This window comes from Avibacterium sp. 21-586, from assembly GCF_026226775.1.
In the GTDB taxonomy this organism is placed as follows: domain Bacteria; phylum Pseudomonadota; class Gammaproteobacteria; order Enterobacterales; family Pasteurellaceae; genus Avibacterium.
Genome location: NZ_JAKKOD010000002.1, coordinates 339354 through 363253 on the forward strand (window position 1 = coordinate 339354; position 23900 = coordinate 363253).

Genomic DNA, 23900 nt, shown 5'->3' on the forward strand with positions numbered 1-23900 from the left:
GATGTCGCAACTTTCTGAGGTTTATATTAATTCTGTGGCAAGTTTTTTGCCAAATGCTCCCGTTAGCAATGATCAAATGGAAGCCGTGTTGGGAATGGTCGGCGATGTGCCTTCCCGTGTCCGTAATATGATTTTACGTTCTAATGCCATTCGCACGCGCTATTACGCCCTTGATCCGAAAACACGCCAAGCTACGCACAGCAGTACAGAACTTGCAGTCTGTGCCATTGAAAAATTAGTGGAACAGGGCTTTGATATACAGCAGCTTGACTGTTTAGCCTGTGGCACCTCTTACCCAGATCAAATTATGCCGGGGCAAGGGGTAATGGTACACGGCTTAATTCCCAATGCGCCAGCTTGCGAAGTGCTAACCACCGCAGGGGTTTGCGTGGCAGGAATGGCTGCGATGAAACACGCTTATAATGCTATTCGCACAGGGGAACATCAAAATGCCATCGCAGTGGCTTCAGAAGCGGCTTCAGCGGTGATGCGTAGCGAAAATTTTCGCCCTGAAATAAATCAAAAACAACTGGATAATGCAAAACCGGAAATTGGCTTTGAAAAAGATTTTTTACGCTGGATGCTTTCAGACGGTGCTGGGGCAGCACAACTAAGCCACCGTCCTAATCCAGCAGGCATTAGCTTTAAAATTCATTGGATTGATCTCATCTCTTACGCCAATGAAATGCCTGTTTGTATGTACGCAGGTGCGGAAATTGACAATGGTAAGTTTGTTAGCTGGAAAGCGGTGGATAACGAACACCGTGACAAACACAGCCTAATGGCAATTAAACAAGATGTAAAATTACTCAATGAAAATATTGTTAGCTATACAGTGGAAAAAGCCTTATCGCATTTAATAGAAAAATATCAGCTCAGTGCGGAAAAAATTGATTATTTTCTACCGCACTATTCTTCAGGCTTTTTCCGTAACAAATTATCAGAAGGCTTACAGCGCATTCAGTTTGATATTCCGCAAGAAAAATGGTTTACTAACCTTGCAGAAAAAGGCAACACGGGTTCCGCTTCCATTTACATTATTTTAGAAGAGTTTATGCGCACCTTCTCACTCAAAAATGGGCAGAAAGTGCTGTGCTATATTCCAGAGAGCGGTCGTTTTTCTTCGTGTTTTATGTTGCTTGAGGTCGTGAATGGAGCTGAATGAAATCCCCCAAGATGATAGCCGCATTTTTCGCGGACAAAAAAAAATCATCTATGCTACGCAAAATGGGCATTACCAGCCTAGCACTAGCACAGGCTGGCAAACGGAGGAATTTGCCACCCACCAAGCCGTTGATGCCTTAAATGAACTGACTGAACAGGCACTTCAGGCGGTTAAAAAAGGGGAAAAATCGGTCATTTACTACCTGATGTATAAAAACCGCTATGATCTCCAAACCCTCGCCCAAGCCACTGGTTTCTGGCAATGGCAAATCAAAAGGCATTTTAGGCCTGAGGTGTGGCCTAAATTATCTAAGAAAACGCTGGCACGATATGCTGAAGTTTTTGGAAATGATATTCAATTATTGGTAAAAAAATGACATTTAAAACAACAGATCAAAAAGAACAATTTCAAAATTATCCTAAATTTTATATAACGAATAATATTTTATTTGATTGTATAGGTATGGGAAACCCAAAGTTTGATGGCTTTAACGGAAATAAAGAATCATTTGGATATGCACTATTAACTTATTTTACATCATATGCCCTAAATATTAGACGCAATCCCTTTTGTTTAGATCGAGTCTATTCAACTTATTGCCATCGTGAACTGTCTGAATATAGAGAAATATTAGAAAAACTAAATTCAAAAGAAGTAGATGAAATTATTAATGAAGTCATACAACTTTATGAACATACTCAAAAAGCATTAGAAAATGCAGAGTTAGAATATGTATATTTAAGAAGGCAAATTCGATATCAAGAAAGAAAAGGAATAAATTTCAATCTTACAGACAAGGATTCTTATGCTGAAACACTGGTGATGTTACGTAAAGCTTGTGATGAATTGAACATTAAGGAAATACAAATTGAGATGGATATGCTTAATTCTTTTACTGATGAGGCTGGTTTCTACCAAGATACCAATAAACCACTTTGTCTAGAATTGAAAATTCCAGCTAAGGATGTTTTTTATTGCAGTCAGCTTATTGGTGAAAGGAAAGAAAAATCATATCCTGTCGAATCAGGGGAATGGGTAATTCTTAATCATGCCCCAAATGGAATTATGACTATTCCTGTAGCTTCTATCAAATATAATGAAACTGATTGGAACTTTGACAATATGATAGATCCAAAAAAATTTATAGAAGGATACAGTCCAATAGTAATTAGACAGCCATATAGATGGCCAGAAAATTATCCTACTTATGGAATTAAATTACCTTGGAAAAGAAGACTTGGTTTATATCTATTAGATAGAGAATATGAATAACAACTTCCAACACCAACATACCGCCCATTGCGAAAGTGGTGTGATGTCCACTTTACTCAAATCGCAAGGCGTTGATTTCAACGAGGCAATGGTATTCGGCTTGGCTTCGGCATTGACCTTTGTTTATATTCCACAAATTAAAATTAGTGGAATGCCGTTAATTTCTTACCGAATGCCGCCGGGGTCAATTCTTAAAAAAGTGTCAAAAATATTAAAAGGGAAACTTGCGTTAAAACGTTTTCGTTCGGCGCAACAAGGGCAACAGGCTTTAGATAACGCCTTGGCGCAAGGAAAGCTGGTGGGGTTGCAAACTTCGGTATTTTGGCTACCTCATTTTCCACCCGAAATGCGTTTTCATTTTAATGCACATAATTTGCTGGTTTATGGCAAACAGGAGAACGAATATTTAATTAGCGATCCCGTGTTTGAGCAGGTGCAACGCTGTTCTGCACAGGATTTAGAACGTGCGCGTTTTGCCAAAGGCGCGCTCGCAGCGAAAGGGTTGATGTATTATTGGAAAACTTCGCCAAATTTGACCGCACTTGATTTACCCACAATTTTACGCAAAGCCATTCGCAAAAATGCCAAGCAAATGCTCGCACCACTTTGGTTTGTTGGCGTGCGTGGAATGTGCTCTCTTGCAAAGCAGATTGAAAAATTTGCTTATAGCAAACAAAGTGAAAAATACAAGAAATTATTTCTCGGTCATATCGTGCGAATGCAAGAAGAAATTGGCACAGGTGGTGCGGGTTTTCGTTATATTTATGCCTATTTCCTAGAGCAAGCGGCAGAAATTTGCCAAGAACCCAAATTCAAACAAGCTTCACAACAAATGACCGAAATTGGTGATCAATGGCGACAATTTGCCAGCCTTTGTGTGAAGCAATGTCGAGAGCCGAGTGTTGAGGGTTATCAAAAGATCGCCAAGTTTTTAAAAGTTATTGCTGAAAAAGAAGAAGTATTATGGCGTATATTAAGAAATAAATAGCAGGGAAAATATGCTAAGTTGGACTGATATTGAACAAATGCTAGTCTCTGGCAATTTATATACTGAGCAAGAGTGGCTAGAATATAAAGAGGCTAAAAATGATATTCCTAGATCAATGTGGGAAACCTATTGTGCTTTTGCAAACCAATCGGGCGGTTTTATTATACTTGGTGTATCAGAAAAAGAAGGGCTGCATATTCTAGGTGTCAATAATGCTGAAAAAATCCAAGAACTTATTTTTACTCAATCTCGCAGTAAAGAAAAAGTCAGTGCTGCTTTATTATCTGATGGGAATGTCCGTTGTTTTACGATCAACGATAAACAAGTTATTGTGGTTTATGTACCCAAAGCAGAAGAAACCGATCGCCCAGTTCACTTGAATCAAGATCTTCGTCGTTCTTACATTCGTCTGAAAACAGGTGATCATAAATTAAATGACGGGGAACTACGTTCAATGATTTCAAATGCCACGAGTAAAAATCGTGACGGAAAAATTCTGCCTCAGAGTGACTTAAATTATCTAAATTTAGATACCTTAAATAAATATCGTAATTTGCTTAAAGCACAAAAAGCTTCTGAACCATTACTTTTATTATCTGATGAGGAACTATTGGAGCGTATTGGCGCAATCGCAATGGATATTGAAACAGGGCAAAAAGGAGTTACTTTTGCTGGGTTACTTCTGTTTGGTAAAGGGCATATTATCAAAAATTTTCTTAAACACTTTTTCTTTGAATATTACGAAACTAGTGAACAAAACAGTCGCTATGATTTACGTATTACAGACTTTGATATAGAGGAAGGAAATCTACTTGAATTCTATTGGAAGATTGCTCCTCTATTGACCTCTTTAGGAAAAGATAGCCACTTTAAACTTGATAACCTCACTCGAACCGAAGAAAATGAAATTACGAAATCATTACGTGAAGCTTTAGTCAATGCTATTGCTCATGCAGATTATTTTAATGACAGCCGGCATTTAAAGATTGTAAAAACACAAAATCAAATTTGTTTTGAGAATGCAGGAACTATGCTAGTTGATATTCAACATGCTATTGTGGGAAATCGTTCAGAATGTAGGAATGGTACTATTCATAATATTTTACGCCGTGTGGGTTTATGTGAACGTCAAGGACAAGGAGTAAAAGATATTTTTCAAAATTGGCAAAATTACTATTTCACAACCCCTAAATTAGAAAGCCAGATTGATTACACAAGATTAACCTTAACGTTCCAAGATGGTGAAATTATAAAATGGGAAGAAAAGTTAGCAGATCACTTTGGTACTCGCTTTACACAACTAAAGCGAAGAGTGAAAGATTGTTTGTTATATATTGCTATCAACGGGCAGCAAGCAAATCATAAACAAATTGTTGAGGCCATTCCTCAATATACAGGACGTGAAATTACCCTTGCTTTATCTCAGCTTAAAAAGAAGGGTTTCTTGGTTGTGCAAGGTGTAAAACGCAATGAGCTAATCTACCGACTTGTTAGTTTTCATGAAATCAAAACTAAATCAAAACCTGATTACACTATTATTTCATCTGAGAAAGAAAGTCCAGAGGCCTTATTAAATAAGGATTTAGGAAATATAAAAGTAGCATCGCCAATAGAAAGTGATAAAGAAAGTGATAAAGAAAGTGATAAAGAAAGTGATAAAGTAAAACAATTACTTGCTGCTTTAGGGAATGAATATCAAAGCGCGAAAGAATTGATGGAGATACTTGGTGTCTCCCACAGAGTTAACTTTGGAAAACGCTATCTAAATCCGGCATTATGCCTTGGTTTAATCGAAATGAAATACCCAGGTAACCCAAAACATCGTAACCAAAAATACCGAAAAAGAAAGTAACAAAAGTATGATTGATATTGATAAACTCAGCCATCAATACCCTAATGGTTCAAACTTAGCTTTAAGCGGTATACATCTGCAAATCAAAAAAGGCTCCGCTATCGGTTTGCTTGGCCCTAATGGCGCAGGGAAGACGACATTGATGTCTTTGCTTTGTGGGTTACAAGCGGTGCAGCAAGGGCAGATTTATTTTGAAGGAGTACCGTTTCACAAGTTAAGCAAAAAACAGCGTCATCAAATTTCTTTAGTACCACAGGATTTTGCGTTTTATCCTTTATTAACGGTATGGGAAAATTTAAAATTTTTCGCTGCACTTTATCATATCAATGATAAAAACTGGCTCATTGAATTATTGGAAAAAGTGGGGCTAACTTCTTATAAATCAAGATTGGCAAAGCATTTATCAGGCGGATTAAAACGCCGTTTAAATTTCGCTATTGGTTTAATTAATCGCCCTAAAGTCATTTTTTTAGATGAAATTACGGTTGGCATTGATCCCCAATCTCGCCAATTTATTTTAAATTCCGTAGCGGAATTAACTCAGCAAGGTATCACGGTGATTTACACCTCACATTATCTGCAAGAAATCGAACAATTATGCGATAAATTAGTTTTATTAAATGAAGGAAAATTGATTTATCAAGGTCAAATAAAAGGCATTCTTGCGGAAGGGCAAAGCCTTGAGCATTTTTATTTGGATTTTTTAGATAACTAAAGACTTGCTAATTAGCAAGTCTTTAGTTGTTTTAACTTATCGCTAAAATAAATTTGTTTAGCAATAATTAATCTATTATTGGAAATATATTATACCTTAATATCGTGTCTTCACTCTTTTTAATGATGATATGTCTCTCTTACCTTGAGATTCTGAAACTTCAACCAGCTCAGCTCCAGCGAAACCAATACCCATTTTTAATTTTTGTCTTACAAAATAGTTTTTTCCACCTTCCATCGATAACTCTATATGATTTTTACCAAATTGAGAATAAGTGGAAATTTGATGCTTACCAGCAGGAAGGTGCGTATATAAAAAAGTTCCTCGAACTAAAGAACCAATTTCCTCACCATCAATACTAATTGATTTTCTTAATGCATATCCTCCGAAATGTTTTTCTCGATAGACATATAAACCTGCTTGGTCTTTTGGTGGCGCATTAAATTGCTTTGCTTGCGCATCCTGCTCAGAAGTAGTTAGAGGAACTCTTGCACAAGCGGTTAAAAGCAATACCATGATAAAACTTACAACTTGAACTAACTTTCGCATAGAAAATCCTTATAAAATATATAAAATAGGTGCGGTCATAGTAGTATAAAAATAATGCAACTGCAAATAATTATCTCAAAAAAATTATAGTGTTATTAAAAGCATTACTTTAAACTTGCACAACATCACAAGTTTTTAGGAACTAGAATAGCCCAAACAATTTATATGATATTATCCTCTATATTTAAAGAATTACGCCTATTAAGTCGCGATCTGCACGGTGTAGCAGTATTATTTATTATGCCGATTTTATTTATGTTGATTATGTCCGCAGCGTTAAGCAGTGAAAAGGAATTAGGTAATCGTGGCGAAATTTTGCTACTAGGCACGCCAAATGATCCCCTCAATGACGGATTTTTTAGCGCACTACAACAAGAGGAATTGCTCATAAAACAAGGGGATATTGCGCAATTAGAGGCTTATCAGCAAGATTTGCAGCAAGAAAAATTTGCTTTGATTGTGGTTAATCCAAATCAAGATAAAAATGCCCTAAAAGAAGAACAGCCTTTGCAACTTTGGCTTAATCCTAGTGTGGATCGTGCGTGGTTGCTTGGGGTGAAAGGTATCTTGCAAAAACATTATAGCCAGCAACGGCTTGAGCGTTATTCCAAAGATAATCACATTGTGTTGAAAAATAATCAACGCAATCCGATGAAACAAATTCAGAAAGAAGTTAATCAAGCGTTGGATAAAAAATTCAATGAAATAAATATTTATTTGGCACGAGAACGCTGGCAGGAAATTTATCTTAACCGTCAAGGGGAAAGGGTTAGTCAGCCTAATGCGGTGCAACATAGCGTGCCTGCGTGGTTAATTTTTGGTATGTTCTTTATTATGATACCCCTTTCTAACGTAATGGCGATGGAGCGACAAACCAACACGCTTACTCGTCTGCGTTTGGCAAGAGCCTCAAGTTTGCAACTGATTTTGGCAAAATTAGTGCCGTATTTTTTTATCAATCAATGCCAATTTATTGGAATGATCGCCCTAGGCTATTGGGTACTACCTATGCTTGCTATGCCCGCTTTTAGCTTAAATGGTGAATGGTGGTATTACGCGGTGCTGTCAGCTACGGTAAGCCTTTCTGCGTTAGGTTACGGCTTATTAATTAGTGTGATTGCACGCACCACAGAACAAGCCGTGGTGCTAGGTGGCGGTGGCATTATCATTATGGCAGCTATTGGTGGCATTATGGTGCCAACCTATGTAATGCCTGAGATTATGCAAAAAATCGCCCAATTTTCACCAATGGGGTGGGCATTAACGGCATTTCAGCAGCTATTATTAAATCAGACAACCTTAATGCAAATTCAGCCTGAACTTTGGCTTTTAACGGGATTTGGTGCAGCGATGCTATTGATTGCTGTGCTAGTTTACGCCTATCAACTCAAAACACAAGCGAGATTTTAATGAGCTACATTTTTACTCTCAGCCAACCTGAGTTAGAACAACAACTGAAAAACTTGATCGTGCAAGAAAGCGATAAAATGGACATTGATCCCAGCACAATTAGCGATGATGAGCCGTTATTTGGTGAACAAAGCCGTATCCAGTTAGATTCTTTAGATGCGCTGCAAATTGCGGTGGCACTGCAAGCCCATTTTAAAGTGAGATTAAATGGCGATCGAATGGTGCGTAAGCATATGATGAATATTCGTGATTTAGCGAGCTTTATTCGTAACCAACATTCTTAACAATGCAAAAAGTTTATATCACCGCAGTCAGCCAGCAAAATGCACAAACTGCCAAACTCAATCCTTGGCAGCAATCTTCAATGCTTGGGCAAACGCAGAATTTGCCCTATTTTCGTGCTTTTGAGCAACCGCTGCTGAATTTCGAGCAGCTCTGCACTTATTTAGAAAATCACATTGACAACCTATTAACGCAACGGGGTTGGCAAGCTGATAGATTGCACAATGCCCCCATTCTTTTAGGCTCAACGGCGTATTTAATGAGTGATTGCGAATTTCGTTGGCAAAACAATCAACCTTTACCGCAAGAATACTGCCTAGCGGTGATCGCGGAACGACTAAAAGCTCGCTATCAAACACAGGTTTTCAGCTTTGCCACGTCTTGCACTTCATCTGCACAGGCAATGGGCTATGCTTATCAAATGATTGCGCAAGGACAATGTGAACGTGCTTTGGTGGTTGGATTTGAAATGTTTAACCGTTTAACCTTTGAACATTTCAACGCAATGCATTTGCTGGCGGAAAATTTCCCCTATCAGCCTTTTGTACAAAGTAACGGCATTATTTTAGGGGAAGGCATCGCTTGCGTGGTATTGGAAAATCAACCAAATCCAGAGAAAAAGCTAGAAATTTCTGCCATCACCACCATTACGGATTACCATAATCTCACCAATAGCTCCGCAGACGCATTTGCTCAACTGATCGGAAATTGTTTGCATAAGGCAGGATTGCAAGCTCATCAACTAGCTGGCATTAAAGTTCACGCTGTAGGTGGAAACAGCGATGAAATGGAAATCGCATTTTTACAACATCAATTTGCGGCTATTCCTTGCTTTTTAGCAAAACCTTACCTTGGGCATAGTTTAGGTGCAAGTGGGACAATGGAAACCGCATGGCTTTGGCAGCAATTACAACAAGAGAACGCAGATTGCCTGTTCATCACGCCACAAGGTGCGATAGATCAGCAATCGCAACCACTTTCCACTGGCTATTATTTGAATTATTTTTTAGGCTTTGGTGGCAGCAATATTGCTTGGATTCTTCACTGGCAAGGAAAGCGTAATTAAAATGAAATCAAACAGTTATCTCCAACAGCAAAGCCAATTTATCACTCAAGGGCAGAGTGAGGCGGAGCTACGCCAACAGCTTAAAGCGTTTGGCGTGGACGCTCGCCGTTTAAGCAAATTTACCCAGCTCTGCTTGCTTGGAGCATTACCGCTAAAGCCCTATATTACGCCAAATACAGCCATTTACTTGGCTTCCCCCTTTAATTCACCAAGTAAATTCAACAAATTATTCCACCAGTTAATGGAACAAGACTTACCTAGTCCGTTGGATTTTATGGCAAATCTCAATAACGCGACGGTTTTTCAGCTGTCGCAGCTGTTGCAAACCACAGGCAATAGCATTTTCTTAATCACTTCACCAGAAGATAAGGCGCAGCCATTACAACTGCTGCAAACAGAATTGAAAAACGGCATAACGGATCAAGTATTGTTAGGCTGGGGATTTGAATCGCCCACTGATACGGAATGGGAAGGAAGCTGCTGGTGGTTGCTCAGTAATGCCACAGGAGAAAATACGCTAACAACAAGCGCGGTGCAAAATTCGCCAAATTTTTCTACTGCACCTTATTCTATGCCTGAAAACCATTATTTGCATTTTGCATTGAACGGACAGAATTTTAATATTGGCGCATAAAAAGTATTATGCAAAAATAAGAGAGTCTGATAAGGTGAAAAAATCACCTCCATCATGATGGAGGATTTTTATTTGTGGAGGTTAAATATCTAACCCCAACACTTTTCGTCCATTGATACTGGCGATGTTTACCATTGCGTCTAAATCTGGGAAGCGGCAGCCTGCGGCGAGTAGGCTGAGTTCTTGCCACATATCCCCTTCACATAGTGGCACCATATAATCGCAGATGTTATCTGTGCCAATGGCAACGGTGATGCCTTCGGGGATCATTTCATCAACTGGGGTGAGGGCATTATGGAACGGCATTAAATCTTCTTTACGGTTACTGTCGATCCACGCCATTGGGCAGGCGATCATCATCATTTGCGCTTGGCGCATTTTTTCGTACAGTTTGTAGCGATATTCACGGGAATGTGCGCCGATGGAAATGCCGTGAATCGCCACCACGCGTCCTTCCATTCCGTGTTCAATGGTTTTATCGCACAGCTGTTCCGTTTCTTTTTCTTTTGGTGTGTTGAATTGATCAACGTGAACGTGGCACATAATACCGAGAGATTTAGCTTTATCGAGCAGAATATCCATCGCTTCCAAGCCACGTCCGTAATCCAGCTCATCGCGATAAGGCAGCCCGCCTATCATATCCACCATTTCCGAGCCAATATCGAACCATTTTTTCGCGGTGGGTTCGATTACACCTTTTAGGGTTTGATTGGCGAATTTAAGGGTGATGTCGTGTTTATACACATCACGGGCTTTGTGGGCGGCGATGATAGCGCGATCTTCACAAATCGGATCAATATCTACGAAGGTGCCAAATGCCGTTACCCCTTGCGAGATCATTAATTCAATGGCTTGGCAAAAGCGTGCATAATAGTCATCTACGGTGGAAGTGCGTTTCACTTCGTCCACTAAATCCCATTTTTGTTGTAAATTACTACTGTGATAAATGCCGATTTTTTCCGGCGTCATCGTGAATGCACGGTCTGCGTGAGCGTGAGAGTTTACCCAACCGCCTTTCTTGATAATTTCATCTCTGATATAGGTTTTAAAGCTACGAACGTGATTACGCATAATTTTCTCCGTAATAATGAAAGCGAGGCGGACAATAGGCTAGATATGAAAAAATCCCAATAAAGTGGGATCTTGTTATTAAGAGAAAATAGCTTTGCGCTCAAGCGGTGAGTGTCTTGATTGGTATGTTGTGTAATGTTATGAAAAATTCGCAGATTTTTACTTAATAACATTCTATCTTGTCCAGATTGATTTGAATAATAAGAAGGCGAAATGCCTTTGTTGGGGCGATAGTATAAGCGGTTCAATAGTAAAAATATAATTGGTTTTAACTATTGGTTGTCTAAATTTTCTGCATTTTATTTTTCAAAAAATGCACTATCTTGGTTAAACACTTCTAGGAACAAGCCCAGCGGTGGCGTGCGTGAAGAGGCTTTTTCATAAGTGCGGTCATATTTTTGATAATTTCCGCGCCGATCAATGTGATATTGTGTGCCATTAGCGGTTATGATTACATTCCAGCGATAATTGCCAGCTTGCACCCAAGTGCGGCGTAATGTAGGGTTAAATAAATCCACGCCCTGCGCATAATCGGAAGCAGGATTTTGCACGCCAAATAAATGTTTCATTAAGGCAGGCAAAATGTCTGTGTGGCTGGTGAGTTTTTCGACTTGACCTTGCGCTAACCCTTGCCACGCAATAATCAGCGGAACCTGAATTTGTTCTGGTGCAAAATAATTGATTTGTTGTTTCTCACTTAATGGCTTGAAGTGATAGCCCTCTTCGGCGGTGATCAAAATTAACGTATTTTGACGATCAACTTGATTTAATACGCTATCTAGCAAGCCGTCTAATTCATTCAGTTGAAGGGCATAGCCTGTTTCATTTAAGCCTTGTGGAATAGTCAAACTTAAATAGCTGAAATAAGGCTTTTCGCTATTGCGTTTCGCATACCAATTTTGCCATTGCTGCACGCTGGCTTGGTTACTGCGAACTTTGTGATTTAATTTTTGCTGATTAAACACATTCTGGCTTAACAAGCTAGCGTGAAATCCATCGCTGGCAAATAATCCCAGTTGATAAGACGATTTTTCTTCAGTGAGTACACGAATCAGTACAGAAGGCGTTTTATTGCTTAATAAGCTATCGGTGTAATTCGCTGTTAATCCGTAGAACAAACCAGTTAAGGCGGTATTATTGTTATTGCCCGTGCTGTAATGATTGAGATACTGCGTGGCTTGCTCGGCAAAGGCGCTGAGTTTTGGCATTTTGTCTGCACTAACGGCATCATAACGTAGCCCAGATACCGTGATCATCAGAATATTGCTCGGCTTAACTGGAGTAAAATGCAATGGCGATTTCGGGTAATCGATCTTTAAGGCTTCAGGCCGCCCTTCTTGTTCTAGGGTTTGGCTATATTGATCCTTATCTAAGAAACCGTGCTTTTCCAAGAAAGAGCGCGCCGTCATTGGGTAAGAGAGCGGAAAGTTGGATTTCTGCATTGTGATTGGGCGATAGATAAAGGCATCTGCCCAAGCATAAATTAAATGGGTGGCAATAAAGGTGCAAACAAAGAATACGCCCACGCCCTTGAGCCATTTTTGTCGTTCAAGACTGCGCAATTTTTCCCACGACCAACGAGAAAACAGCATTTGAATCAATAGAATAATCGGCATTGGCACGAAGAATAGTTGCCAGTTGCGCGAAAGTTCACCATTATCAGGATTCACCAATAAATTCCACACTAACGAAGAAAGGTGAAAATTAAAGCGTGCAAAAACTTCGGTATCGACTAATAATAAGGTGGCACCAATGGTGGTGAGAATCACACTCAGCCCACGGAAAGTGCGGTTGTTTTTTACGATAAAACTGAGCGGAAAAATAATCAGTAAATACAGGGAAAAAACAATAAAACTAAAATGCCCGAGCAGGCTGATGAAAAAATAGAGCTTGCCAAATAGTGTGTCTGGCCAATCGATCAAAAAGGCGTAACGCGCACCAATCACAATCGCCCAAAGGATGTTAAAAAAAGCAAACCAATGCCCCCAAGCGATTTTTCGCGAGGTGTTTTCACGATATTGTTTGCTTGTTTTAATGCCAAACATTTGATTATTGTTTCTCTTTTAAGGAATTCATTAGCGCGTCAGAAAAAGTTTGTGCAAGGGCGATACGTTGCTGTTGTCCCATATTATTTTTTAGCACATTGGTAACCATATTGCCTAACACCACTAAAGATAAATCCACCGGGGTTTGATGTTTTTCAAACACGGCAATGAGTTCATTTAATAACGTATCGACTTGTTTATCTTGAAATTTTGATTGTTTCGCCATAATGAATATTGTTGTTAAATTTGAAGGCTGAGAATAATTTTGCGTATGCTAGCATATTTTCGCCTAAAGTGCGGTTATAATATCGCACAAATTTGTTTTTATAAATATGGATTAAAAAATGAGTATTACGGTTAAGCAAATTGTGTTACACCAATTGGTCAAACACCAGCAAGAAGAGGCCATTCAACTTGATGTGCAGCTGCGCAATGAGCTGTTGCTCATTAGCCCTGAAGTCGAACAAATGATGTTACACTTACACCAAGGCTATCAAAATAAAGCCAAAGCCTATGGCGTGTTTGAAGAGGCTTCAGCGTTTGCGCAAAATCTTAACCGTTTTCTCGAAAATGAATTAGATTTCCTGCCGTTTAGCCACCAATCGGCGCAAAAACTCGCCCAAGAGTTAGGCAAGTATAGTTTTGCTGATAGCGGAACGTTCGTGCTGTGCCAATATAATTTTTTAGCCACCGATTATTTATTTATTGCCTTGCTTGATAGCCGAGCCAGTATGTTGGTGGACGAAAATTTAGAAATTCATCGTACGCAATATTTGGACCTCACTCAATTTGACATTGCTGCACGCATTAACCTGACTGATTTGCAAGTGGACGCCAATTCCAACCGCTATCTTACTTTTATTAAAGGCAAAGTGGGGCGTAAAATTGCCGACTTTTTTATGGATTTTCTACAAGCGGAAGAAGGCTTAAATCCCCAAGTGCAAAACCAATGTTTATTGCAAGCAGTGAGCGATTATTGCGAACAAGGCGAATTAAATAATGAGCAATCGCAAGCGGTGAAAAAGCAAGTGTTTGAATATTGCAAAGGACAAATGAGTGCAGGAGAAGAAATTGAATTGCGGGAACTTTCCGATAATCTGCCGACTCTAAACGAGCAGTCTTTTGCAGATTTTACCCAAACGCAAGATTACGGCTTAGAAGAGCATATCCCACCTGTGCGTTCAGCGTTGAAAGGCTTAACCAAGTTTTCAGGCTCAGGCAAAGGGGTCACCATCAGTTTTGACGCAGAGCTAATTAACCAACGTGTGATTTGGGATGAAATGGACGATATACTGACCATTAAAGGTTTGCCGCCAAATTTGCGCGATCAATTACAACGTTGGTTAAAAGATAAGAATTAATTTGGCAATATGGAGAAGTTTAGGTATTATCCGCTTAATTATTAAAGAATAAAAGGTAACGAATATGCAGTTAAAAACTCTTATTACAGCAGCAATGTTAGCACTAAGCGTAACAGCTTGTTCAACCGTTAGCAAAGTGGTATATCGTATTGATGTACCACAAGGAAATTATCTTGAAGCCGCAACGGTTGACCAAGTTAAGGTAGGGATGAATAATCAACAAGTTCAATATTTATTAGGTACTCCTGTATTAATTGATCCTTTTAGTCATAATACTTGGTACTATGTATTCCTTGTTCAAAAAGCGTATCAAACACCAGAGCAACATACTTTTGTGGTGAATTTTGATGATCGTGGCATTGTTACTCATATTGATTTAGACAAACCTTTACCAGATTCAGATAAAAAAGAGATTAATAATGCAATTATTAAGGCAGTTGCTGTAGAAAAACATTGGTGGCAATTCTGGAAGTAGAAGGAAATACTGGAGTTGGTTTAACCATTTTCTGTTGTTAGGAGCGGGTATGGCAAAGCTATTAGTGGTTGATGATGATCTGGAATTACTTGAATTATTAGCTGAACTACTTCGAATTGAAGGATTTGAAGTGGAAACGGCAAATAATGGCAAAGTTTGTTTAGAAAAATTAGATGAAAGTTATCAATTAGTTTTACTGGATATAATGATGCCTGTTTTAAATGGTATTGAGACGTTGAAAAGAATTCGACAGAATTTATCTATTCCAGTTATGATGCTTACCGCACGAGGTGATGAGATTGATCGCGTTTTAGGTTTAGAGCTAGGTGCGGATGATTATTTAGCCAAGCCTTTTAATGACCGAGAATTAGTGGCACGCATTAAGGCAATTTTACGCCGCACAGAATCTCACACTTTGCGCAATGAAGATAATGAGAAAAACGAGCGTCCCACTCAGCTTCAATTTGAAGATTTGGTTCTATACCCAAAGCGCCAGCAAGCAATTTATAAAGAGAGAGATCTAGAGCTTACTGGTACAGAATTTGCCCTGTTACAAAGCTTAATGTCTAACCCCGGTCAGGCATTATCTCGGGAACATTTAAGCCTAACAGTATTAGGGAAATCGCTTACTCCTTTTGATCGCTCTATTGATATGCATATATCTAACTTACGGCGAAAATTACCCAAGCGTAAAAATGACTTACCTTGGTTTAAAACATTGCGTGGAAAAGGTTATTTCTTTGTGGGCGAAAAGTAGGCAGATTTTGACCAATGAATATTGCTAAACCCACCTTTCTGAACACATTATCTATCAGAATTTTTGCACTATTCTGGTTAGCCTTTACACTCCTTTTTGCATTGATTTTTATGCTACCTTATTTTGATTCAAGAAGCTATTCTAACCTAAATAGCGATGAGATTTCAGGCTATTATGGGGAAATCAGTAACGCAATTCGAACTAATCAACTTAGGCACATTTTATCAGGTCTGCCCGTGGTTGCTTTTGATGAGCTTGACGGGATACGCCCCGTTTTAGTGGATGAAGACGGGAATCTTTTTGGTACAAGAAAAAAAATAGAAATTTCTGCCATACAACAGTTTATGTATAATACTACTGTATTATCTAGACCCTTAAAAAAGAATTTCTATGATTTACAGGTGGTTGGCCCCTTTACTGTCCATTTAGAATTGGAGAAAAAAGAAGCGCAATATAAGCTTTATTTTTTGAGTAAAGTGAACCCACAACAAGAAATAGTTTCTTATATTTTTGACCGCCCTTATATTGTCATTTTATTTGTAATGTTCATTTCTACTCCCTTGCTATGGTGGTTATCTCGTAGTATTGGGCGACCATTACGTCAATTACAACAAGCGGCTAATCACGTGGCATTAGGAAATTTTAAAGTGGACAAATCTTTGGAGACACAAGGAACTTTAGAATTACGCCAAGTTGGACAAAGTTTTAACCGAATGACAGTTGCGCTTGAAGATTTACTATCAAATCAGCAGACCTTATTATCTTCTATATCACATGAACTTAGAACGCCTCTCACCCGATTACAGCTAGCCTTAGCTTTGTTAAGGCGTAGGATTGGTCATAATGCAGAGATAGAGCGCATTGAAAAAGAGGCTATTAGACTAGATGAAATGATAAATGATTTATTATTACTTTCTCGTCAACAGCTAAATAGCCATATGTTGCGTGAAATTTTTCCAATTTCTGACATTTGGCAAGAGATTATTAAAGATAATCAATTTGAGGCAGAACAGCGTCAATTACAATTTAAAGTACATTTATTGATCAATAATCCAGCTAAATATTACATTAATGGAAATAAAACCTTGCTTTGTAGTGCAGTGGAAAATGTATTACGTAATGCGCTGAAATATACGAAATCAAAAATTGAGACGACTATTTTTATTGAATCAGATATGCTTGTCATCGCAATTGATGATGATGGAGATGGCGTTCCTGATTCAGAATATAGTAATATTTTTAAACCATTTTATCGTATTGATGAGGCGAGGACGAGAGAAACAGGCGGTACGGGGCTAGGTCTTGCAATTGTAGCAAACGTCATTAATGAGCACCAAGGATACGTGATTGCGAGACATAGTGAATTAGGTGGGTTAAGAATCAAGCTTTCCTTACCTTTATGGATTTTCGAATAATTTCGATGAACTTTTTCTTTACTTTTATCAAATATAGATTAAAATAGCCGACCTATTTTGTGCACTGCACAAATTATGATGGTGCTTACCAATATCAAGCCCCGTCCAAGACCGTAGGCGAAATGATGCGAATCATTTCTTAATTTTAACGCCTGCGTAGATGGTGGACAGACAGAATTTTCTGCTTCTGGACACCTTAGCCTCAAAAAAGAAATTGCCTTGCAGTAAAAGTGCGGTTGATTTTTTGAGATTTTTTAGAAGTTCCGCTTAGGCGGAGTGTATCAGGAGCTAACAGCCAATGGCATTAAATCTTCAAGACAAACAAGCAATTGTTGCTGAAGTAAATGAAGCAGCCAAAGGTGCCCTATCAGCAGTTATCGCGGATTCTCGTGGTGTAACCGTTGATAAAATGACTGAATTACGTAAAGCAGCTCGTGAAGCTGGTGTTTCAATGCGTGTTGTGCGTAACACTTTATTACGCCGTGCAGTTGAAGGCACTGATTACGAATGCTTAAAAGATGCGTTTGTAGGTCCAACACTTATCGCATTCTCTACTGAACACCCAGGTGCAGCAGCACGTTTGTTCAAAGATTTTGCAAAAGCAAATGATAAGTTTGAAATTAAAGGTGCAGCCTTTGAAGGTAAGATCCAAGATGTTGAATTCTTAGCAACATTACCGACTTACGAAGAAGCAATTGCACGTTTAATGGGTACAATGAAAGAAGCTGCGGCAGGCAAACTTGTTCGCACTCTTGCAGCATTACGCGACAAATTACAAGAAGCAGCTTAATCAAAGCGTTTCTTACCAGGTTTAACTTATTTACTTTAGGAATTGATTGTTATGTCATTAACTAACGAACAAATTATTGAAGCGATTGCTTCTAAATCAGTAACTGAAATCGTAGAATTAATCTCTGCGATGGAAGAAAAATTCGGTGTTTCAGCAGCAGCGGCTGCAGTAGCAGTAGCGGCTGGCGGTGATGCGGGTGCAGCAGAAGAGAAAACTGAATTCGATGTAGTTCTTGCAGCAGCAGGTGCTAACAAAGTAGCAGTTATCAAAGCAGTACGTGGTGCAACTGGCTTAGGCTTAAAAGAAGCTAAAGACTTAGTTGAATCTGCTCCAGCAACCTTAAAAGAAGGTGTAGCTAAAGCTGAAGCTGAAGCACTTAAGAAAGAATTAGAAGAAGCTGGTGCACAAGTAGAAATCAAATAATTTTGATTTTTCTGCGACCAATTCTGGTTCTAAAAACCCCGATAGCGATATCGGGGTTTTTTGTATGTTAAAAATAGTTTTAGAATTATATTGTATTTAATGAAATTAGATGATTTACTATAGATGATATTAGATAAGGGATAGCCCTAGATAATAATCTAAATTACTCTTAACTCATTGTTGCAAAATAGAAATTTGGGGCAATAACTTTCTCTGCTTTTGCGATAAAATAAGGTCGCAGAATTAGGCGATATGTACAGTAAATTTGTTACAGAATATGCAATTACTTCGGGCTCAAAAAATAAATTTTTCTGCATTGATTGCTTAATAAAGAAAACCCATTTTATGACTGACATAGCAACAAGACTATATAGGTAATGATAGAGGGGAAAGTATAATCATCAACATGATATTGGAATACTTTCAAGTGCGGTACTTTTCTCTTGACTTTTTATTTCTCACAGATCTTTGGTTAAATATTCATTCTATGCTAGGCTTATCACGATTTTTATTAATCGTTATAAGGGAAATAATTTACTATGACATCATTACTCATTTCTGCGTTTATCTATCTATTTGCCGCAGTGGTGGCAGTGCCAATTTCCAAGCGATTAGGATTAGGCTCGGTGCTAGGTTATTTGTTGGCAGGGGTGGCGATTGGGCCGATTTTAGGCTTAGTCGGGCAGGAAGCAGAACGCGTGCAACACGTTGCTGAATTTGGCGTAGTGATGATGTTATTTTTAATCGGTTTAGAACTTGATCCTAAAATGCTATGGGCATTGCGCACCAAATTGCTCGGCTTGGGTGGCTTGCAGGTTATTCTATCTATTGGCGCAATAGCTGGAATCGCTCATCTTTTTGATTTTAGTTGGCAAATGAGTATTGCCATTGGCTGTGTGTTGGCGGTGTCGTCCACCGCGATTGTATTGCAAACCTTAGGGGAAAAGCATTTACTTAATAGTCCAGGCGGGCAAAGCAGCTTTTCCGTGCTTTTATTCCAAGATATTGCAATTATTCCGATTTTAGCTTTCTTGCCAATGCTTGCTTCGCCTGAATTGATCGATAGTTTGCATAGTGCAGAGCAACATTCAGGCAATTTATTAGATGGCGTGAATAATTATGTAAAAACACTGATAACTTTTAGCGTTATCGGCTCAATTATTTTTGGAGGCTATTTTCTTGCCCGTCCTATTTTTCGCTATATTGCTGCGTCAAGAATGCGTGAAATTTTCACTGCATTTGCTTTAGCACTGGTGATTGGGATTGCTGCAATGATGTCGGCGATCGGTCTTTCGCCTGCTTTAGGCACATTCTTAGCGGGGGTGGTATTGGCAAATAGCGAATATCGCCACGAGCTAGAAAGTAATCTTGAGCCTTTCAAAGGCTTATTGCTTGGTTTGTTTTTCATCACCGTAGGTGCAGATATTAATTTTAGCTTATTATTCAATGACTTTACGCTGATTTTAGGCATTACGCTATTATTTATTCTCATCAAAGCCATTCTTTTATGGGGATTGGGGTTACTCTTCCGTTTGGATCGCCTTAATCGAAATTTATTCGCCTTAAGCCTTGCTCCTGCGGGGGAGTTTGGCTTTGTGTTACTTTCTTTCAGCCAACAAAACGGTATTTTACCGAGAGAAATCACCGACAAATTATTGCTTGCCGTAGCGATTTCAATGTTGCTCACGCCTTTCTTGTTTATTGCTTATGATAAACTGATTGTACCGCGTGCAAGCCACCAACAACAGCACGAAAACGACACGATTAAAGATCAAAATGACGTACTCATTATCGGTCACGGACGTTACGGGCAAATTATCAGTGGAATGTTAATGAGTTGCGGCTACAAGCCGACAGTTATTGACTATGATGCTACTTTGGTGGAGGGGCTATCACGTTTTGGTTTAAAAACCTATTTTGGTGATGGCTCACGCTCTGACTTGTTGGAAACTGCAGGTATTGCGAAAGCAAAATTATTGGTCATTGCGCTTGATGACAAAGAACAGGCCATACAGATTGCACATTTTGCCCATCATTTTTACCCGAATTTACCGATTATTACCCGCGCTTATGATCGCTTGCATGTTTATGATTTGTACCGTGCTGGTGCAAGAAATATTGTACGAGAAACCTTCGACTCCGCTATTCGCAGTGGTCGTTTAGCCCTAGAGCAGCTTGGAATGGACAAAGAAAAAGCCAAGCACATTGCAGAATTTTATTATCACCGCGATCGCCACGGCTTAGCCGAAATGGCAAGCCTTTACGATCCTGAAATTTCCGTATTTAGCAACGAACGAATGATCGCTCGCGCCAAAGAACTTGAGCAAGAAACCAAGTCGATGATGCTAATCTTGCTTGCTGGCGGTGAAGTGGATTGGAAACCCGGGGAAGAGAATCGAGCGGGGGAGTAACTAAGTGCGGTGCGTTTTCTCATACTTTTACAAGACTTAAGGATAAACAATGGATTTTACAATTGAACCAATGCAATTAAGTCATTACGAATCAGTTTATCAACTGTGGCAAAGTATTGATGGAATGGATCTCAATCCTCTTGATGATAATCCTGATGCAATAGGTGAATTTCTACGTTTTAACCCTGATTTGAATTATGTAGCAGTACATAATAAACAAGTCGTCGGTGTGATTATGTGTGGTTTTGACGGGCGGCGTGCGACAATCTACCATACTGCAGTAGCACAAAATCAGCAAGGTAAAGGAATTGGAAAAGCGTTAGTTCAACATTTAGAACAAGCCCTTGCTAAGAAAAAAATTACAAAAGGGCGTTTGTTAGCTTTTAGCCATAATCAACAAGCCACTCAATTCTGGCAACAACAAGGCTGGGTGCTACAAACGCATTTAAATTATTTTTCTAAAAATTTACTTTGATTGAGTCGTAGCTTCAACCGCCACCACTTCCCCATTATCAAAAAACAGCTTGAACGGGAAAGTTTTGTCTTGTTGGATTGGCTGGGTGAGATCGAAAACCATAATGTGTAAACCACCGCGTTTTAGGCTGATGCTTTGCTTGGCGGGGATTTCAATGCCATTGAGTGCGTGCATTTTGCCGTTGTGTATTCCGTGTAATTCTAGGCGCGCGGGCTGTTGGCTTTCGGCAAAAAGCAGATTAACAGTTTCATTGCCAGTGTTTTGCAGCTGCATAAAGATCGCGCTTGGTTGCCCTGCTTTTTCTGTAGGGAAGATGGTGGCTTGGCTCGCGATAATCTCCGCTTGGGCAATGAGTGGGAAAAGTGCGGTGCAAATTAAGCCGATTTTTTTCATCGTGTTCATTGGATTCTCCTTTTTATTAAAATAGATTGAAATAAAACCGCCAGATTGCAAGGTCTGTGGCTTGTTTAGAATAACTAAACTTTACCATATTCACCTTGTTCTCACAAAAAATAGCCTCCAGCTCAAATACAAAATAAATTATCAACAGACCCTAGCAAGAATTTGTCATTTTGCTTTCATTTCTTGTTTGCCTTTTAAAGCAAGGCGAAAAATGCTATATTGCTCCAGTTTTTGAGAGATTCTCGCCCACATAACAATTTTCATACAACATTCATAGCAAAATGGCAGATTATTACGACATCACCCTTGCTCTTGCTGGTGTATGCCAAGCGGCAACGCTAGTAAAACAATTCGCTCATCATGGCAATGCCGATAGTTCGGCCTTCAACGCCAGCCTACAAAGCTTATTACAAACTTCGCCTGAAAATACTTTGGCGGTTTATGGCGGTGAGGCGGCAAACTTGAAAGTAGGCTTGCAAACCTTGATGGAACAGCTAAATGGCAGAGATGCGGAGTTAACTCGCTACTGGGTGAGCTTGCTGGCGTTGGAAGGCAAGCTGAGTAAATCGCCAAAAGCAAAGACTGAATTGGCGCAACGCATCGCCTATTTGCCTTCACAGCTGAATTTTTATGATTTGCTTGATGAGCAGATGATAAGCAATCTCGCTAGTATTTATGTAGACGTCATAAGCCCGTTAGGTAGCCGTATCCAGGTACTTGGGGCGCCAGATTATTTGCAGCAACAAGGCATTCAACACCGTATTCGCGCAAGTCTATTAGCAGGTATTCGCTCGGCGGTGCTATGGCGTCAAGTGGGCGGCAAAAAATATCAATTTCTTTTTTCCCGTGGCAAAATCGCCACAACGGCACAACAAATTTACTCAACCCTTTAGGAGTTCTTTCTTATGGAATTAAACGCACTTACCGCGATTTCCCCGATTGATGGTCGTTATCAAGACAAAACAACGGCTTTGCGTGCTATTTTTAGCGAATTCGGCTTGCTCAAATTCCGTGTTACGGTAGAAGTTCGTTGGCTACAAAAATTGGCGGCAACTGCACAAATTCAAGAAGTTCCTTCTTTATCACAAAAAGCAAACGATTACCTTGATGAGATTGTGGCGAATTTCAGTTTAGCGGATGCGCAGCGTATCAAAGAAATTGAAAAAACCACTAACCACGATGTGAAAGCGGTGGAATACTTTTTGAAAGAAAAAACCACCGCACTTGAAGAATTAGCTGCGGTGAGCGAGTTTATCCATTTTGCCTGTACCTCTGAAGATATTAACAACCTTTCTCACGCCTTAATGTTGAAAACGGCGCGTGAAGAAGTGATTTTGCCTGAATGGCAAAAATTAATTACTGAAATTGAGCGACTAGCACAAGAATACAAAGCGATCCCGTTACTTTCTCGCACCCACGGTCAACCTGCTTCTCCTTCCACCGTTGGGAAAGAAATGGCGAATGTGGTGTACCGCTTAAAACGTCAGTTTAAACAACTGCAAGAGATTGAAATTCTTGGCAAAATGAACGGCGCAGTAGGGAACTATAATGCCCATTTATCCGCTTATCCTGATGTAGATTGGCATAGATTCAGCGAAGAATTTGTCACTTGTTTAGGTATTAAGTGGAATCCTTACACCACCCAAATTGAACCGCACGATTACATTGCCGAATTGTTTGATAACATTGCGCGTTTCAACACCATTATTATCGATTTTGATCGCGATTTATGGGGCTATATTGCATTAAATCACTTCAAACAACGCACCATTGCTGGGGAAATTGGCTCATCAACAATGCCACACAAAGTGAATCCGATTGATTTTGAAAACTCAGAAGGCAATTTGGGCATTGCGAACGCAGTAATGGGGCATTTAGGGGCAAAATTGCCAATTTCTCGCTGGCAGCGTGATTTAACGGATTCTACCGTGTTGCGTAATCTGGGCGTGGGCTTGGGGTATTGTTTAATTGCTTATGCGGCCACACGAAAAGGCATTAGCAAACTTGAAGTGAACGAGCAGCACTTGCGTGATGAACTCAACCAAAACTGGGAAGTACTGGCTGAGCCAATTCAAACTGTAATGCGCCGTTATGGCATTGAAAAACCTTACGAAAAATTGAAAGAATTAACACGTGGTAAACGTGTTGATGAGCAAGCAATGCGTGATTTTATTGAAAAGTTAGCCATTCCAGCACACGAAAAGCAACGCTTACAACAACTTACCCCAGCCACTTATATTGGCGCTGCGGTGGCGTTAGTGGAAAAACTTTAATTGGGTTTCCCCCAAAGGTGGGGTAATGATTATTACACTACCTTTGGCGTTTAGCAATAATGACATTAA

The 23900-nt window shown here is 39.5% G+C and carries 25 protein-coding genes; 20 read left to right on the plus strand and 5 right to left on the minus strand.

Going from position 1 to position 23900, the window contains the following annotated elements; translation table 11 throughout:
• Position 1: 1 nt before the first annotated feature.
• Genes L5B71_RS09320 through L5B71_RS09345 form a run of 6 tightly spaced genes read left to right on the plus strand, consistent with a single transcriptional unit; the run spans position 2 to position 5992 of the window.
• Positions 2 to 1165: a beta-ketoacyl-ACP synthase III gene (locus tag L5B71_RS09320; RefSeq protein WP_265758356.1), complete on the plus strand. Its 1164-nt coding sequence runs from the start codon at positions 2 to 4 to the stop codon at positions 1163 to 1165.
• Complete coding sequence (locus L5B71_RS09325; RefSeq protein ID WP_265758100.1) at positions 1152 to 1541, plus strand: hypothetical protein; 390 nt, start codon at positions 1152 to 1154, stop codon at positions 1539 to 1541. The genes L5B71_RS09320 and L5B71_RS09325 overlap by 14 nt, the downstream gene beginning before the upstream one ends.
• Positions 1538 to 2437, plus strand: coding sequence for a hypothetical protein (locus L5B71_RS09330; protein ID WP_265758101.1), 900 nt, complete (start codon positions 1538 to 1540; stop codon positions 2435 to 2437). Before L5B71_RS09325 ends, L5B71_RS09330 begins: the two co-directional genes overlap by 4 nt.
• Positions 2430 to 3425 carry a BtrH N-terminal domain-containing protein gene (locus L5B71_RS09335; protein WP_265758102.1) on the plus strand — a complete coding sequence of 332 codons (996 nt, stop codon included), beginning with the start codon at positions 2430 to 2432 and terminating at the stop codon, positions 3423 to 3425. Before L5B71_RS09330 ends, L5B71_RS09335 begins: the two co-directional genes overlap by 8 nt.
• Before the next feature lie 10 nt (positions 3426 to 3435).
• Positions 3436 to 5277 (plus strand): Fic family protein, encoded by a 1842-nt coding sequence (locus L5B71_RS09340; protein WP_265758103.1) that lies wholly within the window; start codon positions 3436 to 3438, stop codon positions 5275 to 5277.
• 7 nt (positions 5278 to 5284) lie between these two features.
• Positions 5285 to 5992 (plus strand): ABC transporter ATP-binding protein, encoded by a 708-nt coding sequence (locus L5B71_RS09345; RefSeq protein ID WP_265758104.1) that lies wholly within the window; start codon positions 5285 to 5287, stop codon positions 5990 to 5992.
• A 96-nt stretch (positions 5993 to 6088) separates the two neighbouring features.
• On the opposite strand, the gene L5B71_RS09350 is transcribed toward L5B71_RS09345, so the two are convergent.
• Positions 6089 to 6541: a DUF2846 domain-containing protein gene (locus L5B71_RS09350; protein WP_265758105.1), complete on the minus strand. Its 453-nt coding sequence runs from the start codon at positions 6539 to 6541 to the stop codon at positions 6089 to 6091.
• Between the two features lie 165 nt (positions 6542 to 6706).
• Here L5B71_RS09350 and L5B71_RS09355 point away from each other — a divergent pair, with 165 nt between their 5' ends.
• Genes L5B71_RS09355 through L5B71_RS09370 form a run of 4 tightly spaced genes read left to right on the plus strand, consistent with a single transcriptional unit; the run spans position 6707 to position 9933 of the window.
• Complete coding sequence (locus L5B71_RS09355; RefSeq protein WP_265758106.1) at positions 6707 to 7951, plus strand: ABC transporter permease; 1245 nt, start codon at positions 6707 to 6709, stop codon at positions 7949 to 7951.
• Positions 7951 to 8235: an acyl carrier protein gene (locus tag L5B71_RS09360; protein ID WP_126370692.1), complete on the plus strand. Its 285-nt coding sequence runs from the start codon at positions 7951 to 7953 to the stop codon at positions 8233 to 8235. Before L5B71_RS09355 ends, L5B71_RS09360 begins: the two co-directional genes overlap by 1 nt.
• A gap of 2 nt (positions 8236 to 8237) precedes the next feature.
• On the plus strand, positions 8238 to 9299 hold the full coding sequence (locus tag L5B71_RS09365; protein WP_265758107.1) for a beta-ketoacyl synthase N-terminal-like domain-containing protein: 1062 nt from the start codon (positions 8238 to 8240) through the stop codon (positions 9297 to 9299).
• Between the two features lies 1 nt (position 9300).
• Positions 9301 to 9933 carry a hypothetical protein gene (locus tag L5B71_RS09370; protein ID WP_265758108.1) on the plus strand — a complete coding sequence of 211 codons (633 nt, stop codon included), beginning with the start codon at positions 9301 to 9303 and terminating at the stop codon, positions 9931 to 9933.
• Positions 9934 to 10014: 81 nt separating this feature from the next.
• Here the strand turns inward: L5B71_RS09370 and L5B71_RS09375 are convergent, their stop codons facing one another.
• The 3 genes from L5B71_RS09375 to L5B71_RS09385 form a co-directional block, all read right to left on the minus strand.
• Positions 10015 to 11004: an amidohydrolase family protein gene (locus L5B71_RS09375; RefSeq protein ID WP_265758109.1), complete on the minus strand. Its 990-nt coding sequence runs from the start codon at positions 11002 to 11004 to the stop codon at positions 10015 to 10017.
• Positions 11005 to 11303: 299 nt separating this feature from the next.
• A complete protein-coding gene (locus tag L5B71_RS09380) occupies positions 11304 to 13049 on the minus strand; it encodes a DUF3413 domain-containing protein (RefSeq protein ID WP_265758110.1) in 1746 nt (581 codons plus the stop codon).
• Positions 13050 to 13053: 4 nt separating this feature from the next.
• Positions 13054 to 13275, minus strand: a complete 222-nt coding sequence (locus L5B71_RS09385; RefSeq protein ID WP_265758111.1) for a YejL family protein — start codon at positions 13273 to 13275, stop codon at positions 13054 to 13056.
• Between the two features lie 118 nt (positions 13276 to 13393).
• Between L5B71_RS09385 and yejK the strand changes: the two genes are divergently transcribed.
• The 8 genes from yejK to L5B71_RS09425 all read left to right on the plus strand — a co-directional run bounded on the left by yejK (position 13394) and on the right by L5B71_RS09425 (position 21156).
• Positions 13394 to 14410, plus strand: a complete 1017-nt coding sequence (yejK, locus tag L5B71_RS09390; protein WP_265758112.1) for a nucleoid-associated protein YejK — start codon at positions 13394 to 13396, stop codon at positions 14408 to 14410.
• A 64-nt stretch (positions 14411 to 14474) separates the two neighbouring features.
• Positions 14475 to 14885, plus strand: a complete 411-nt coding sequence (gene bamE / locus L5B71_RS09395; protein ID WP_265758113.1) for an outer membrane protein assembly factor BamE — start codon at positions 14475 to 14477, stop codon at positions 14883 to 14885.
• 49 nt (positions 14886 to 14934) lie between these two features.
• Positions 14935 to 15642: a response regulator gene (locus L5B71_RS09400; protein WP_265758115.1), complete on the plus strand. Its 708-nt coding sequence runs from the start codon at positions 14935 to 14937 to the stop codon at positions 15640 to 15642.
• Between the two features lie 14 nt (positions 15643 to 15656).
• Positions 15657 to 17057: an envelope stress sensor histidine kinase CpxA gene (gene cpxA, locus L5B71_RS09405; protein WP_265758116.1), complete on the plus strand. Its 1401-nt coding sequence runs from the start codon at positions 15657 to 15659 to the stop codon at positions 17055 to 17057.
• A gap of 298 nt (positions 17058 to 17355) precedes the next feature.
• Complete coding sequence (gene rplJ / locus L5B71_RS09410; protein WP_103854415.1) at positions 17356 to 17847, plus strand: 50S ribosomal protein L10; 492 nt, start codon at positions 17356 to 17358, stop codon at positions 17845 to 17847.
• Positions 17848 to 17898: 51 nt separating this feature from the next.
• Entirely contained in the window at positions 17899 to 18270 is a 372-nt protein-coding gene (rplL, locus tag L5B71_RS09415; RefSeq protein ID WP_103854416.1) for a 50S ribosomal protein L7/L12, read from the plus strand.
• 539 nt (positions 18271 to 18809) lie between these two features.
• Positions 18810 to 20681, plus strand: coding sequence for a monovalent cation:proton antiporter-2 (CPA2) family protein (locus L5B71_RS09420; protein ID WP_265758117.1), 1872 nt, complete (start codon positions 18810 to 18812; stop codon positions 20679 to 20681).
• 49 nt (positions 20682 to 20730) lie between these two features.
• A complete protein-coding gene (locus L5B71_RS09425; protein ID WP_265758118.1) occupies positions 20731 to 21156 on the plus strand; it encodes a GNAT family N-acetyltransferase in 426 nt (141 codons plus the stop codon).
• Here L5B71_RS09425 and L5B71_RS09430 read toward each other — a convergent pair.
• Complete coding sequence (locus L5B71_RS09430; protein WP_265758119.1) at positions 21148 to 21558, minus strand: copper chaperone PCu(A)C; 411 nt, start codon at positions 21556 to 21558, stop codon at positions 21148 to 21150. The genes L5B71_RS09425 and L5B71_RS09430 overlap by 9 nt on opposite strands.
• Before the next feature lie 281 nt (positions 21559 to 21839).
• On the opposite strand from L5B71_RS09430, the gene hflD reads away from it, so the two are divergent.
• Positions 21840 to 22451, plus strand: coding sequence for a high frequency lysogenization protein HflD (hflD, locus tag L5B71_RS09435; RefSeq protein WP_265758120.1), 612 nt, complete (start codon positions 21840 to 21842; stop codon positions 22449 to 22451).
• Between the two features lie 12 nt (positions 22452 to 22463).
• A complete protein-coding gene (purB, locus tag L5B71_RS09440; protein WP_265758121.1) occupies positions 22464 to 23831 on the plus strand; it encodes an adenylosuccinate lyase in 1368 nt (455 codons plus the stop codon).
• Positions 23832 to 23900 lie beyond the last annotated feature (69 nt).

Excerpts from the sequence above, each read along its gene's own strand:
- L5B71_RS09350 (WP_265758105.1), bottom strand. The coding sequence starts at position 6,541 with ATGCGAAAGTTAGTTCAAGTTGTAAGTTTTATCATGGTATTGCTTTTA.
- L5B71_RS09325 (WP_265758100.1), top strand. The coding sequence starts at position 1,152 with ATGGAGCTGAATGAAATCCCCCAAGATGATAGCCGCATTTTTCGCGGA.
- L5B71_RS09370 (WP_265758108.1), top strand. The coding sequence starts at position 9,301 with ATGAAATCAAACAGTTATCTCCAACAGCAAAGCCAATTTATCACTCAA.
- L5B71_RS09420 (WP_265758117.1), top strand. The coding sequence starts at position 18,810 with ATGACATCATTACTCATTTCTGCGTTTATCTATCTATTTGCCGCAGTG.
- L5B71_RS09320 (WP_265758356.1), top strand. The coding sequence starts at position 2 with ATGTCGCAACTTTCTGAGGTTTATATTAATTCTGTGGCAAGTTTTTTG.
- rplJ (WP_103854415.1), top strand. The coding sequence starts at position 17,356 with ATGGCATTAAATCTTCAAGACAAACAAGCAATTGTTGCTGAAGTAAAT.
- rplL (WP_103854416.1), top strand. The coding sequence starts at position 17,899 with ATGTCATTAACTAACGAACAAATTATTGAAGCGATTGCTTCTAAATCA.
- purB (WP_265758121.1), top strand. The coding sequence starts at position 22,464 with ATGGAATTAAACGCACTTACCGCGATTTCCCCGATTGATGGTCGTTAT.
- L5B71_RS09385 (WP_265758111.1), bottom strand. The coding sequence starts at position 13,275 with ATGGCGAAACAATCAAAATTTCAAGATAAACAAGTCGATACGTTATTA.
- L5B71_RS09330 (WP_265758101.1), top strand. The coding sequence starts at position 1,538 with ATGACATTTAAAACAACAGATCAAAAAGAACAATTTCAAAATTATCCT.
- bamE (WP_265758113.1), top strand. The coding sequence starts at position 14,475 with ATGCAGTTAAAAACTCTTATTACAGCAGCAATGTTAGCACTAAGCGTA.
- L5B71_RS09430 (WP_265758119.1), bottom strand. The coding sequence starts at position 21,558 with ATGAACACGATGAAAAAAATCGGCTTAATTTGCACCGCACTTTTCCCA.
- yejK (WP_265758112.1), top strand. The coding sequence starts at position 13,394 with ATGAGTATTACGGTTAAGCAAATTGTGTTACACCAATTGGTCAAACAC.
- L5B71_RS09375 (WP_265758109.1), bottom strand. The coding sequence starts at position 11,004 with ATGCGTAATCACGTTCGTAGCTTTAAAACCTATATCAGAGATGAAATT.
- cpxA (WP_265758116.1), top strand. The coding sequence starts at position 15,657 with ATGAATATTGCTAAACCCACCTTTCTGAACACATTATCTATCAGAATT.
- L5B71_RS09345 (WP_265758104.1), top strand. The coding sequence starts at position 5,285 with ATGATTGATATTGATAAACTCAGCCATCAATACCCTAATGGTTCAAAC.
- L5B71_RS09360 (WP_126370692.1), top strand. The coding sequence starts at position 7,951 with ATGAGCTACATTTTTACTCTCAGCCAACCTGAGTTAGAACAACAACTG.
- L5B71_RS09355 (WP_265758106.1), top strand. The coding sequence starts at position 6,707 with ATGATATTATCCTCTATATTTAAAGAATTACGCCTATTAAGTCGCGAT.
- L5B71_RS09365 (WP_265758107.1), top strand. The coding sequence starts at position 8,238 with ATGCAAAAAGTTTATATCACCGCAGTCAGCCAGCAAAATGCACAAACT.
- L5B71_RS09380 (WP_265758110.1), bottom strand. The coding sequence starts at position 13,049 with ATGTTTGGCATTAAAACAAGCAAACAATATCGTGAAAACACCTCGCGA.
- hflD (WP_265758120.1), top strand. The coding sequence starts at position 21,840 with ATGGCAGATTATTACGACATCACCCTTGCTCTTGCTGGTGTATGCCAA.
- L5B71_RS09400 (WP_265758115.1), top strand. The coding sequence starts at position 14,935 with ATGGCAAAGCTATTAGTGGTTGATGATGATCTGGAATTACTTGAATTA.
- L5B71_RS09335 (WP_265758102.1), top strand. The coding sequence starts at position 2,430 with ATGAATAACAACTTCCAACACCAACATACCGCCCATTGCGAAAGTGGT.
- L5B71_RS09340 (WP_265758103.1), top strand. The coding sequence starts at position 3,436 with ATGCTAAGTTGGACTGATATTGAACAAATGCTAGTCTCTGGCAATTTA.
- L5B71_RS09425 (WP_265758118.1), top strand. The coding sequence starts at position 20,731 with ATGGATTTTACAATTGAACCAATGCAATTAAGTCATTACGAATCAGTT.